Annotated in this window: 14 protein-coding genes; 5 read left to right on the top strand and 9 right to left on the bottom strand. The window is 71.1% G+C overall.

From position 1 onward, the window contains the following. The first annotated feature begins 18 nt into the window (after positions 1-18). Complete coding sequence (locus ACFY3L_RS28265) at positions 19-498, top strand: hypothetical protein (RefSeq protein ID WP_389330301.1); 480 nt, start codon at positions 19-21, stop codon at positions 496-498. 14 nt (positions 499-512) lie between these two features. Here the strand turns inward: ACFY3L_RS28265 and ddaH are convergent, their stop codons facing one another. Then, positions 513-1,343: a dimethylargininase gene (gene ddaH, locus ACFY3L_RS28260; RefSeq protein WP_389330298.1), complete on the bottom strand. Its 831-nt coding sequence runs from the start codon at positions 1,341-1,343 to the stop codon at positions 513-515. Between the two features lie 68 nt (positions 1,344-1,411). On the opposite strand from ddaH, the gene ACFY3L_RS28255 reads away from it, so the two are divergent. Both ACFY3L_RS28255 and ACFY3L_RS28250 read left to right on the top strand, forming a co-directional pair. Further along, entirely contained in the window at positions 1,412-1,900 is a 489-nt protein-coding gene (locus ACFY3L_RS28255; protein WP_389330295.1) for an Lrp/AsnC family transcriptional regulator, read from the top strand. Between the two features lie 5 nt (positions 1,901-1,905). Continuing rightward, positions 1,906-3,798, top strand: coding sequence for a beta-propeller domain-containing protein (locus ACFY3L_RS28250; RefSeq protein ID WP_389330292.1), 1,893 nt, complete (start codon positions 1,906-1,908; stop codon positions 3,796-3,798). Between the two features lie 31 nt (positions 3,799-3,829). Here ACFY3L_RS28250 and ACFY3L_RS28245 read toward each other — a convergent pair whose 3' ends face one another. Then, positions 3,830-4,042, bottom strand: a complete 213-nt coding sequence (locus ACFY3L_RS28245) for a DUF397 domain-containing protein (RefSeq protein ID WP_389330289.1) — start codon at positions 4,040-4,042, stop codon at positions 3,830-3,832. A 23-nt stretch (positions 4,043-4,065) separates the two neighbouring features. Beyond that, positions 4,066-4,923: a helix-turn-helix domain-containing protein gene (locus tag ACFY3L_RS28240; RefSeq protein ID WP_389330286.1), complete on the bottom strand. Its 858-nt coding sequence runs from the start codon at positions 4,921-4,923 to the stop codon at positions 4,066-4,068. 277 nt (positions 4,924-5,200) lie between these two features. Here ACFY3L_RS28240 and ACFY3L_RS28235 point away from each other — a divergent pair, with 277 nt between their 5' ends. Next, the gene (locus ACFY3L_RS28235) at positions 5,201-5,626 is read left to right on the top strand and encodes a DUF6232 family protein (protein WP_389330284.1); all 426 of its coding nucleotides are present in this window, start codon (positions 5,201-5,203) and stop codon (positions 5,624-5,626) included. 6 nt (positions 5,627-5,632) lie between these two features. Here ACFY3L_RS28235 and ACFY3L_RS28230 read toward each other — a convergent pair whose 3' ends face one another. From ACFY3L_RS28230 to ACFY3L_RS28220, 3 genes are all read right to left on the bottom strand, one after another. Further along, entirely contained in the window at positions 5,633-6,697 is a 1,065-nt protein-coding gene (locus ACFY3L_RS28230) for a hypothetical protein (protein ID WP_389330282.1), read from the bottom strand. Positions 6,698-6,796: 99 nt separating this feature from the next. Then, positions 6,797-7,033: a DUF6457 domain-containing protein gene (locus tag ACFY3L_RS28225; protein ID WP_389330280.1), complete on the bottom strand. Its 237-nt coding sequence runs from the start codon at positions 7,031-7,033 to the stop codon at positions 6,797-6,799. A gap of 30 nt (positions 7,034-7,063) precedes the next feature. Then, positions 7,064-7,660: a molybdenum cofactor guanylyltransferase gene (locus ACFY3L_RS28220; protein ID WP_389331361.1), complete on the bottom strand. Its 597-nt coding sequence runs from the start codon at positions 7,658-7,660 to the stop codon at positions 7,064-7,066. Between the two features lie 99 nt (positions 7,661-7,759). Here ACFY3L_RS28220 and fdhD point away from each other — a divergent pair, with 99 nt between their 5' ends. Next, a complete protein-coding gene (gene fdhD / locus ACFY3L_RS28215) occupies positions 7,760-8,635 on the top strand; it encodes a formate dehydrogenase accessory sulfurtransferase FdhD (protein ID WP_389330278.1) in 876 nt (291 codons plus the stop codon). Positions 8,636-9,497: 862 nt separating this feature from the next. Here fdhD and ACFY3L_RS28210 read toward each other — a convergent pair. The 3 genes from ACFY3L_RS28210 to ACFY3L_RS28200 form a co-directional block, all read right to left on the bottom strand. Next, positions 9,498-10,526: a DUF4192 domain-containing protein gene (locus ACFY3L_RS28210; RefSeq protein ID WP_389330276.1), complete on the bottom strand. Its 1,029-nt coding sequence runs from the start codon at positions 10,524-10,526 to the stop codon at positions 9,498-9,500. Positions 10,527-10,679: 153 nt separating this feature from the next. Continuing rightward, on the bottom strand, positions 10,680-11,234 hold the full coding sequence (locus tag ACFY3L_RS28205) for a GNAT family N-acetyltransferase (protein WP_389330273.1): 555 nt from the start codon (positions 11,232-11,234) through the stop codon (positions 10,680-10,682). 221 nt (positions 11,235-11,455) lie between these two features. Further along, positions 11,456-11,656 carry a DUF397 domain-containing protein gene (locus ACFY3L_RS28200; protein WP_033359839.1) on the bottom strand — a complete coding sequence of 67 codons (201 nt, stop codon included), beginning with the start codon at positions 11,654-11,656 and terminating at the stop codon, positions 11,456-11,458. Positions 11,657-11,675 lie beyond the last annotated feature (19 nt).

Below are 11,675 nucleotides of genomic sequence, written 5' to 3'. Positions count from 1 at the left end.
CGGACAGGAGGTATCCAGATGCGACGCACACGCATAGGCCTGCTGCTCAGTGCCGCGGTCCTCGTGATCGTCGGCGCCTTGCCAGGGGTCGCACTGGCGCAACCGACACCTGGTCAGACCGGTCAGACCTATCAGCACGAGAACTGGCTCAAGGACGTGCTGCACGGTGAGGGCATCGTGCAGACGAAGAAGGGCCCGGTGCGGGTCGCGATGCAGAACGGCACCGCGACGGCGACGACGGGCACGTCCCTGACGGTCCGGTCGACCGACGGCTACACCAAGACGTGGACTCTGGCCAAGAACGCCAAGATCTTCGACAACCACATGGCTGTGCAGCCGGAGGCGGTGCAGGCGGGCAGCTCAGTGGTGGTCGGCGGCCCGATCACGACCAGCGGCGGCGCGAGCCCGGCGGCGACCGCCAGCACGACCTACACGGCGCAGATCGTGCTGATCCAGTCAACGGCCGGGACCCCGGCACCGGCGCCGGCGACTTCTTAAGGCCGAAGTCCGGCTCAGGGCCGAAGTTCGGCGATGCAGCACTTCACGGAGCCGCCGCCCTTCTTGAGCTCGGTCAGCTCCACCGGGACCGGCACGTAGCCGGCCTGCCGGAGCTTGGCCGCCAGGGCGGTGGCTTCGCTGTTGAGCACCACGTTGCGACCGTCGGAGACGAGGTTGAGCCCGAACGACAGGGCGTCCTCCTCGTCGGCGACGACGGCGTCCGGGAAGAGCTGCGCGAGCACCCGCTGCGACGCGGCCGAGAACGCGCCCGGGTAATAGACGATCGTGCGGTCGTCCAGCGACGCCAGCGCGACGTCGAGGTGGTAGAAGCGCGGGTCGACGAGGCGCAGCGAGATCACCGGCCGGCCGAGCGCCTCCTGCGCCTCCGAGTGCGCCGAGGTCTCGGTCCGGAACCCGTGACCGGCCAGGATCACGCCGCCGCCGAGAGCGTCGGGCAGGTAGGCGAAGTCACCCTCGCCCTCGTTGGTCTCGGCCGGCGCGACGAACTTCCAGCCGTGGTTGTCGTAGAAGCGCCGGTGCGCGGCGGCCTCGGCGATGCGCTGCGGGTACTTGAAGCGCGCCCCGTAGACGACGCCGTCGACGCTGAACGCCCCGTTGGCCGCATAGACCATGTCCGGCAGGCCGATCTCCGGCGGCAGCACGTGCACCCGGTGGCCGAGGCGCACCAGGGTCTCCCGCAGGCCCTCCCACTGTTTCAGGGCGAGCTCCGTGTCGACGGGCGTGGACACGTCCATCCACGGGTTGATCGCGTACTCCACCACGAAGTGCTCGGGTGGTGACATCAGGTAGGTGCGCTCGCGTGGCAGCCGCTCGACGTGGGTCACGAGATCAAACGGTAGATTTGCGGGGTTGCACAAAACAGCGGTAATGCTTGCTTTCGAGGAGGGATTCGTTGCGCCTCGACCCGATCGACCAGCAGATCATTGCGTTGCTGCAGGAGGACGCCCGCTCATCGTATGCGGACATCGGATCGCAGGTGGCGCTGTCCGCACCGGCGGTGAAGCGTCGCGTCGACCGACTTCGATCCAGCGGGGTGATCCGCGGCTATACGGCGCTCGTCGACCCGGACGCGCTGGGGTGGACGACGGAGGCGTTCGTCGAGCTGTTCTGCACCGGTCGGACGTCACCGCAGCAGATCCGCGACGCCGCGAAGCGCCATCCGGCGGTGGTCGGCGCGTACACGATCTCGGGTGAGGCCGACGCGCTGGTCCACCTGCGGGCGGTCGACATGGCGGGCCTCGAGGAGGCCCTCGAACGGCTGCGCGCCGAGCCGTTCGTGACGTCGACCCGCAGCATGATCGTGCTGTCGCGACTGGTCGAGCGGCTGGCGCCGAAAGTCGTCACCGGGCCGGGAACCGGATCGACACCCGGCACGTCCTAGCACGCATGAGACGCTCGCTCGCCGCGTTGAGTGCCCTTGTCTTCGTCGCCGCCGGGTGTACGAGCGGCGCGTCGCCGAAGGCAGCGCCGTCCACGGTCACCGGGCCGGAGCCGGCGTTCAAACTGGTGGCGTTCGACTCCTGCGAGCAGCTGCTGTCGTCGCTGCGGGACGCCGCGGCGGGTGCGGTCGGGCCGTGGGGGTTCCTGAACAACGGCGCCATGCTGCGCGGCGGTGGCGCCGCGGACACCGCCGCACAGCGGAGCTCGTTGAACGGCGGCGGCAAGGCGGCCGCGCCGACCGGTCAGGAGTACTCGGGCACCAACACCCATGAGGCGGGTGTCGACGAGCCGGATCTCGTGAAGACCGACGGCAAGCGGATCGTGACGCTGTCGCGCGGCGCCTTGAAGGTCGTCGACGTCACCAGCCGGACGGTGACGGGGTCCCTTACCCTCGGCACCGTCGACGACGCCAGCGGCAAGAGCGCCGTCAATGTCACGGAGCTGCTGCTGTCCGGCGACCGAGCGCTGGTGCTCGGCTACGACTACCGGGCGGGCTTCGACGACGTGCCCGGCGTGTCGGGCGCGCAGATGACGCTGGTCGACCTCGCCGGCGCGCCGAAGGTGATCGGCCGGTTCACCATCGAGGGCGGCCTGCTCGACGCCCGGCAGGTCGGTGGCACCGCCCGGGTGGTCGTGGTGTCCCGGCCGCGGATCGCGTTCCCCGACAACGCGAAGCTCGGCGGCGACGACGACGCGCGGATCGCGGCGAACCGTTCGGCGGTCATGGCCGCGCCGGTCGACGCGTGGCTGCCGCAGTGGACCGCGACCGACGCCGGCGGCAAGCGCACCGAGGGGCGGGTCGACTGCGGCGCGGTGAGCCGGCCGGCCACCTACTCGGCGACGTCGATGCTGACGGTGCTGACCTTCGACCTGGGCGGCGCGGCACTCGGCGGCGGCGACCCGGTCTCGGTCGTGGCCGACGGCGACACCGTCTACGCCAACGGGCCCAGCCTGTACATCGCCAACGACCAGCGCTGGCGGGTGCTCGCCGCCGACGTGGTGCGCACGAGGGGCGCGACGTCACCGGCCAGGCCGTCGACGCAGGTCTTCAAGTTCGACCTCGGCGCGGCCGGCAGCCCCCGGTTCGTCGCGTCGGGTGAGGTGCCGGGCTGGCTGCTCAACCAGTACTCGATGTCGGAGTGGGACGGGCACCTGCGGATCGCCACGACGATGGCGGCCGACAACACGACGGCGTCAGCGGTGTACGTGCTGCGCCGCGACGGCGGCCGGCTGACCGAGGCAGGTCGCGTCGACGGCCTCGGCAAGGGCGAGCGGATCTACTCGGTGCGGTTCATCGGCACGACCGGCTACGTGGTCACGTTCCGGCAGACCGATCCGCTCTACACGCTCGACCTGCGCGACCCCGCGGCGCCGAAGGTGGTCGGGGAGCTGAAGATTCCGGGGTATTCGGCGTACCTGCACCCCGCGGGCGACGGGCGGCTGCTCGGCCTGGGGCAGGACGCCAACGCGCAGGGCCGGGTGCAGGGCACGCAGGTGTCGCTGTTCGACGTGCGGGACCCGGCGCACCCTTCGCGGGTGGCGCAGTTCAAGCGGCAGAGCGGCAGCTCCGAGGCGGAGCACGACCCGCACGCGTTCCTCTTCTGGGCGCCGCTGGGGTTGCTCGCGGTCCCGGTCTGGCGCGACAGCCAGCCGGCGGTGCTGGTGCTGAAGGTCGGCGACTCGACGATCACCGAGGCGGGTGCGATCACCCACCCCGGCCGCTACACGGCGATCCGCCGCTCGCTGATCGTCGGTGGCACCCTGTGGACCCTGTCGGAGCAGGGGCTGAAGGCGACCGACGCGTCGACCCTGGCCGAGCAGGCCTGGATCGCGCTGTAGCTGGATCGTTCGATTTCGCGCCGCTGTACGGTCAGCGCTGCCCTCCGGCGATGTCCTGCCCTCCGGGGGCGTACTGCCCTCCGGTCACGTGCTGGACGAACGCCCTCCAGGCGGCGGCGTCGACGTAGATCTCCGGGCTGTTGGCATCCTTCGAGTCCCGGATGCCGACGGCCTTCGGGTCGAGGAGGACCTCGACGCAACCGCTGCCGCCACTGCGCGTGCTTTTACGCCACACAATGCTCATGATGTCGACCCCTAATGCTTGGGCTATTCGAATTCGCGAATAGCCCGCTGAATGTAATCCAGTGTTTCAGTGTGGCTCAGTGCCACGGTGCGCAACGACTCGAAGGCGACCAGGTAGCGCCGCACTTCTTCGGGGCGGTTACGGAACACCCCACCGGTCATGCCGTCGCAATACACGATCGGCGGCTCGGTCTCGTTGGCAAACTCCAGAACGGTGAACGTCCCGTCGACCCCACGGTGCGCCCCCCGGTCGAACGGCACCATCTGCAGGGTGACCGTCGGCCGATCGGCGATCTCCAGCAGCCTCATGAGCTGCCGTTTCATGACATCGGTCCCGCCGACGGCCCGCTTCAGCACCGCCTCGTCGAGGATCGCGCGGATCTTCGGCGGCGGATCCCGGGTCAGCACCGCCTGGCGTGCCATCCGGACCGACACCCGCTGGCTCACCACATCGGGCCGCTCCCCCACGGACACCGAATTGATGATCGCGCCGGCATATTCGACGGTCTGCAGCAGGCCGTGCAGAATAACCGCGTCGTAAATGAATATCTCGGCTGCCTCGGATTCGAACCCGATGTATGTCTCATAGGCGCCGAGCAATGCATCGCCATACGCTTCCCACCAGGCCCGCTGGCGCGATTGCGTGGCGAGGGCGGTGATGCGCGTGCGCTCGGCCTCCGCGGTCTGGTAGAGGTCGAACAGCTTCGTCAGGTCCGGGTTGCGGATACTGCTGTTGGCGGTCTCGATCCGGCTGACCTTGGACTCGGACCACTTGAGCTCGGCTGCGACCTCGGCGGCCGTCTTCCGCGCAGCCTCTCGCAACCGGCGCAGCTCGGCTCCGAGCTGGCGACGGAGCAGAGTCGGGCTCGGCTTCGAGGACATCGACCACACCGTACCGCATCGACGAACAAATACTGAGAACTTTCGACACTGAGATGCACTTGCATCTGGCAGCAAGTTGATGCGTAATCAAGTTAGAAGCTTACTGGTGGGGTTGCATGATCCGCCTCACCCGGCGACGGCGACGCTTGGGCTTCGACGTGCCTTTCCCCGGAGGCACCCTGGACGGCGGCCGTCACTGTGGCCGGTTGCCGCCTTCCTCTTTCGTCGCGTCGGCATCCGTGACCCGGACGCCGGCCATCAGCAAGGGAGCGCAACCATGAGTTCCTACGCACCCCAGTCTTTCGAGTCCCGGCCGGTCATCCACTACAACCAGCACGGGATTCTGGTCACCGACCGGATCTTCGCCACCGACCACGGCCGCTACGAGATCGCGGAGCTGTCGCGACCGACGCACGGCACCGGCACCCTGCACGCCGGGGTGCGGGCATGCATCGCGGTCGGGCTCGCGAACGCCGTCGTCCTCGGCGTGGCGGCGACCACCGGCTCCGCGCCGGTCATCCTGGTCGCGCTGTCGGCGCTGCTGATCACCTGGGTCGTCGGGCTCGTCTACGCACGCCGCTGGCCGCGGCAGCACACGCTGCTCGCCGACTACCGCGGCACGCAGGTCACGCTGCTGCGCACGCGGGACGTCGACCTCTTCGGCCGGGTGTCCCGGGCGCTGCGCCGCTCCTGCGGGCTCTAGCGTTCTTCAGAGATACATCCCGGTGCGCTCACCGTCGACCTGCTTGGGGGTGTCGTTCTCGCCGAAGAACCGCTTCCCACCGAACTCGCCCTGCAGGCGGTCGTCCAGCTCGTCCGCGAGCCCGGTCATCACCTGCACGGCGAGCATCAGGTGGGTCGCCTGGAAGTCCCGGCCGAACACCGGCACCGACGCCCACACCGTGTCGTTCGTGCAGTACAGCCGGCCGATCGGCATCCGGTTGGTGAGCTCGGACAGCTTCACGTAGAGCCGCTCGGTCGGCTCGATCTCGGTCAGGACCGGCGAATACACGTCGACCAGCGGCGGGTTGTCCCGCACCCGGACGAACACCATCGCCGACCCGGACCGGATGCCGATGTCACCGTCAGGGTCGATCGTCAGCTCTTCCGGCGTCGTCTTCATCAGCCGCGCCACGACCGTGATCACCTTGTCGTGCAGCGACAGGTCGTCCTGCTCCTCACCTGCCTGGCTGTGCTTCGCCCGCACCACCGCCACCGGCCCGTCGCCGTCGGTCTCGATGATCGACGCGAGCGACCGGGCGACGCCGAGCGACGGCAGGGCCGCCACCAGCCCCTGCGCGTCGTGGGCGAGATAGGTGAGGAACGCGGGGTGCGGCGTGCCGTAGATGTCGCGCAGGGTCCGCATGATGAGCCGGCTGAGCTGGACGGCCTCGCTCTTGGGCACCCGCACGCCGAACGCCTCGCCCGACCCTGGCACCACCCCCGGCGGCGACCACCCGAGCGCCACCGTCTGCGCGATCACGGTCCGCCCCAGCCGATATGCCGCCGGCAGGTCGGCGTTGCCGACCGCGGTCGCGGCGAGCATGTCGCCGTCCTCGCCGGTCACCTGCACCGAATAGATGGCGTCGCCGGTCCCGGACGCCGTGGGGTCGAGCGTCAGATCGAGCGTCGTGCCGGGTGCGAGCTGCCGCAGCGCGTCGACCAGGTGCCGCGCGAAGTCGCGCCAGGCCTCGGCAACCTTCTCCTTGAGGTCCCCGCCGATCGGGTCCTCGTCGTCGAACAGCGCTGCCTCGTAGTCCTGATCATCCGCCATGACCGCCTCCAATCCCCCCGGGCTCACCCTATCCAGACGGCGCACGCCCCGGGTGCCTCGGGCTCCTCCGGGGCCGTCGCTGCCGGGTCCTGGCGTCGATCAGCCCTCGTCCACCAGGGCGACGAGCCGCGCCTTGGCCTCCTCCAGGTCGGCGCCCCGCCCGACGGCGACCCCCAGCAGGAACGCGGTCACCGGCGCACCCGGCCGGGTCACGTTGTGCGCCACGTCCCGCGCGAGGTCGAGGATCGCGTCCTGCTCCCCCGCGCTCAACGGCTCCAGCCCGAGCTCCGCACACGCCCGCACCACCCACGCCGCCAGCTCCGGTTCCCCGCTCATGCCGCCCCTCCCACTACGCTCCGGCCCCATTCATGCGCCGCCCCTCATGTGCCGCTCGGGGTCTGCCCGGCGCAGGTCCTCTTCGGTGTCGCAGTCGAAGTACGGCGCCGGCCCGGACCCGGTCCACTCGACCTCGACCACGTCCAGCCCATCAAACACCGCCCGCATCGACCGCCCTTCGGGCGCCCCGAGCCGCTCGACCGCGTCCCTCAGCGCGCCGGCCCGCCACACCCCGCACAGCAGCTGCCGCTTGCCGCGCCCGTCGACGAACACCGCCCCGTCCGCGCCTCCCGCGACCGCCGCGACCAGGACCTCGACTCCTTCAGCCGTGAGGTGCGGCAGATCCGCGGCGAAGAGCCCGACCAGCGCCGGCCCCTCACCCGCCGCCGCTCGCGGGACAAGCCCGAGCGCCGCGGCCGTCGCCGCCGCCGGACCGGCACCGGGCGGCTCCTCCCGGACGGTGCGCACCCCCGCGGGCAGCCCCTCCCGAGGCGGCCCGACCACGATCCGCAGCGCCGCCCCCTCGACCGCGGCCAGCACCCTGTCGAGCATCGGCACCCCGGCGACGGGCAGCATCGGCTTGTCCTGGCCGCCGAGCCGCGTCCCGCCACCCCCGGCCAGGATCACCGCCACGAGTCCCGGCCATGCGGTGGCTGCGCCCATGGGCAGAACGTACCGTCGAGCAGGCAACGACCGGAACCACTCGCCGCAACTGGAGGCCCGACCATGGGACGCGTCACGCAACGGCGCACGATCACCCGGGTCACCGTCACCCCGGCTCCGGACGCCCCGGCGGGGGTCGCGGTCAAGGTCGGGCCGGACACCCTGATCGCCGAGGAGCCGCTGGAGGTCAGGGTCGGGCCGGCCGGGTCGCCACGGCCCGCGCTGGCGGTCACGATGCGGACGCCCGGGGACGACCTCGATCTGGCGATCGGCTTCCTCCTCACCGAAGGAATCATCAGGTCCGCCGCGGACGTGCGGACGGCACAACTGTGCGCCGGCGACCAGGAAGCGAACACGTACAACGTCGTGGACGTGGTGCTCGCCGCCGGAGTCCCGGCCCCGCAGACCGATCCGAGCCGGAACTTCTACACCACCTCCTCGTGCGGCGTGTGCGGCAAGGCAAGCATCGACGCGGTGCGGACGCGCTCACGATTCGACGTCGCAGCGGACGGCGTACGGGTGACGCCGGCGCTCCTGGCCGCCCTGCCCGACGCGCTGCGCGCGGGCCAGCGGGCGTTCAGGACGACGGGTGGGCTGCACGCGGCCGGCCTGTTCGACGCGGACGGAAGCCTGGTCTGCCTCCGGGAGGACGTGGGCCGGCACAACGCCGTGGACAAGGTGATCGGCTGGGCCGCCCGCCAGGAACGCCTGCCGCTCACCGGTCACGTGCTGATGGTCAGCGGCCGGGCGAGCTTCGAGCTGTGCCAGAAGGCCTGGATGGCAGGCATCCCAGTGCTGGCCGCGGTCTCGGCGCCGAGCACCCTGGCCGTCGACCTGGCCGAGGAGGCAGGGCTGACACTCGTCGGCTTCCTGCGCGGCCAGACCTTCAACGTCTACACCGGCACGCACCGCATCGCCGACCTCCCCCAAACCCACTGAGCGAGCGACCACCGGCGAGGGCGAGCTGGTCGACGAGTGTGCCCCGCCCTCCCCGGCAACGCCCCCACCGCCGCAGGAGGCCGCCCGTCGAGGTGGGTTGGCAGGTCAGTGCCAGTGCTCCCGCACAAGAACCCCAGATCGCCGACCGGGCAAGGAGCGGATCCCGCGGCGCCGGGCCGGCCGCGCCCGACCCGGCCCGGGCACCAGCACCGCAACCAGGTCGAACACCGGCAGGGCCTTCAGCGCTTTCGGCGGCGGGTGGTGCGGGGCCGGGTGCAGCGGCCGTCGCGTCGGCCGATCGGGGACAGCGACCGCGGGACAGCAACTGCGGGGGCAGGCCGCGGCCGAGAGTCTCGGTTATGAGCTTGGCGGCACGATTTCCAGCGGCGGCGGCGAACGCGCAATCCAGAGCGAGCCGGGCCGCGCCACGACTGACGGGACTGTGGCCGTGATTCCGCAGCCGAAGGACCAGATCGCCGACCAGGCAAGACCAGGCAAAGAGCGGTCCCAGAGCGGTCCCGGAGCGGTCCCGGAGCGGCTGGCCGGCCGCGTCCGACCCGGCCCGGGCACCAGCACCGCAACCAGGTCGAACGCGGCTTCGACCGCCCGCGAACGGCTCGCGGCTCGGGGGTCGCGAGCAGGCGCGGCCCCTGAAACACCTCCTCCAGTCAGAACGCAGCACCAGGCAGACCATCAGCGCCCCGCCCGAGCCAGGAGCGGCGCGCGGACAGGCCGCTCACAACCCCCGCCCGAGCTAAGAGCGGCGCGGGCAGGCCGACAAATGCCCCCGCCCGGGCCGAGAGCGGCGGGCAGGCCGACGACGCCCGCGCCGGAGGCGAGTGCGGTGCCGGGGGCAGGGAATTCAGCGCTTCCGGCGCCGGGTGGTGCGGCGGCGAGGTGGGGTGGGGCGGCGGCCGATCGGGGGGAGGGACTGCGGGGACAGGCCGCGGTCGAGGATCTCGGCCATGAGCTTGGCGGCGCGGTATCCAGGGTCGGCGTCGAACGCGCGGTCCAGGGCGATCCGGGAGCGGACGCCGTTGCCGGAGCGCCAGGACACGTAGGCGACGAGCATCGCGGCCGGGGCGGCGAACGTGGGGGCGCAGCGGCGCAGCACGTCGGTCCACAGGCGGTCGTGGAGGTCGAGGTCGGTGTCGAGGTCGCGGTCGATGCGCAGCCAGGCCTCGTCGCGCAGGGGCAGGTTGTGGAGGAGGAACGCGAGCCAGGCGACCTCCTCGTCGGTGAGGCCCTCGCCGGCGCGGACACGGCGCAGCGCCGCGTCGATGGAGGCGACCCCTTCGGCGGGCGTGCCGGGCGAGCGGGCGAGGCGGGTCTGGGCGTGGCGGGTGGCGCGCTCGGCGGCGTCGAGGGCGGGGCCGGTCGGGGCGGCGAGGCTGGCGACGAGGGCGGCCCGGTCGGGCAGCGCGACCATCCCGATCAGGGTGGCGGTCGCCGCGACCGCGGACGTCTCGACGTCGAAGGGCTGGCCTTCGGCCGGGCAGCAGTGCGGCGACTCGCAGATCAGCGACCGGTAGCGACCCTCATGGGCCCAGAGCATCTCGTGCACGGCGATGCCGTGGCGGCGCATCGCGGCGGTGGTGGCGTGGATGAGGGTCTCGACGCGCTCGGGCGGGCCATAGCCGATGAGCACGACGTGGTCGACGTCCTGGCGCGCGAACAGGGCGCCATAGCCGTCGGCGAGCGTGCCGAGGTCTTCGCCAGGGTCGGGCAGGTCGTCGCGCATGTGGAAGCGCAGCCGCCTGTCGCGCACCCCGAGGGCGACGATGCTGTCGGACGGGTGGAACCCGAACAGGTACGGCGTGCCGGCGAGGATGTCAGCAGGGGTGCGCAGCCGCAGCCGGGGCTGCGCGAGGGTCGAGGTCGCGGTCGTCATGCACCCGAGCCTGGCGGTCGCCGCCACTCACGGGAACTCGCGGTTTTCGGCTGTGGACAACGCCCGATTCGATCCACAACCGCCGGCCGCACCTTGACAAAGAAGCAGCGCACCGACAATGAAGCAGATGCGACGAAAGACCAAAGACGAAGATTAGAAGCGGAACCGCTGCGCGTGCAGGTCGATCCCGTCGCGCCAGTCATGGCCGTCCGGGTGCAGGTCGATGGCGAGCGTCACCCGGGCGAGCGCGTCATACCCCGCCGCCTGCAGGCACCGGATCGCGTCGATGTTGCGCGCCGCCGGCGAGATGCTCAGCTGCCCGAGCCCCCGCCGCCTGGCCTGGTCGGCGACGTGGGAGAGCAGCGCCCGGCCGATCCCCGCACCGCGCCGTGACGACGCCACGACCAGCGGCTCGACCTGCCCACCGCGGCCGTCGAGGATGAGCCCGACCATGCCGACCACGCCGACGCCGAGGATCTCCGCGACCCACATGCCGGAAAGGTCGAGCCGCGTGAGGTACTCCTCGAACGCGGCCCCCGGGTCACCGCTGACGGGTGGCGTCGCCGGATAGAGGTGTTGATGCTCCTCGGTCAGCTCCGCCCACAGCTGCCGGCACTCGCGATGGTCCGTCGGTCGATACGCCCGGATCGTCGGCTGCAGCGTAGCGACCCCGCCACCCACGCCGTCACCTGTGCGAACAGTCACCATGTGTTCATGCTTACTCCGGTGCGCGGCGCCACGACACCCACATCGCGGTATTGCACCCCGGCCGATCGCCGCCTGACCGTTTCACGCCTTTTGTTGCATCACGCGGATCGCGGCCACACGGTTATGGATCGAGCCGACGAGCGATAGCATCAAAATCGGCTCGCAGCTACGACGAAGGGACCGCCGGTCGGGACGGTCCCTTCGCTGTTTGCTCAGCTTGATTACGGAAGGCGGAATTCACCGTCGGTGTCGACCGCGGCGATGAAGGTCTCCCATTCGGCGCGGGTGAAGCGCACCGATCCCGCGTCCGGGGCGTTGGAGTTGCGGACCTCGACGACGCCGTCGACGAACCGCGCTTCGACGCACTGTCCGTTGTTGCCGCTCCGGGTGGGCTTGTGCCACCGCTCGTTCAGCGCAGCCATCTGCGCACTCCTTCGTTTG

It is taken from the genome of Dactylosporangium sp. NPDC000521 (assembly GCF_042898305.1).
In the GTDB taxonomy this organism is placed as follows: domain Bacteria; phylum Actinomycetota; class Actinomycetes; order Mycobacteriales; family Micromonosporaceae; genus Dactylosporangium.
This window is presented reverse-complemented; position numbering and strand designations above follow the sequence as displayed.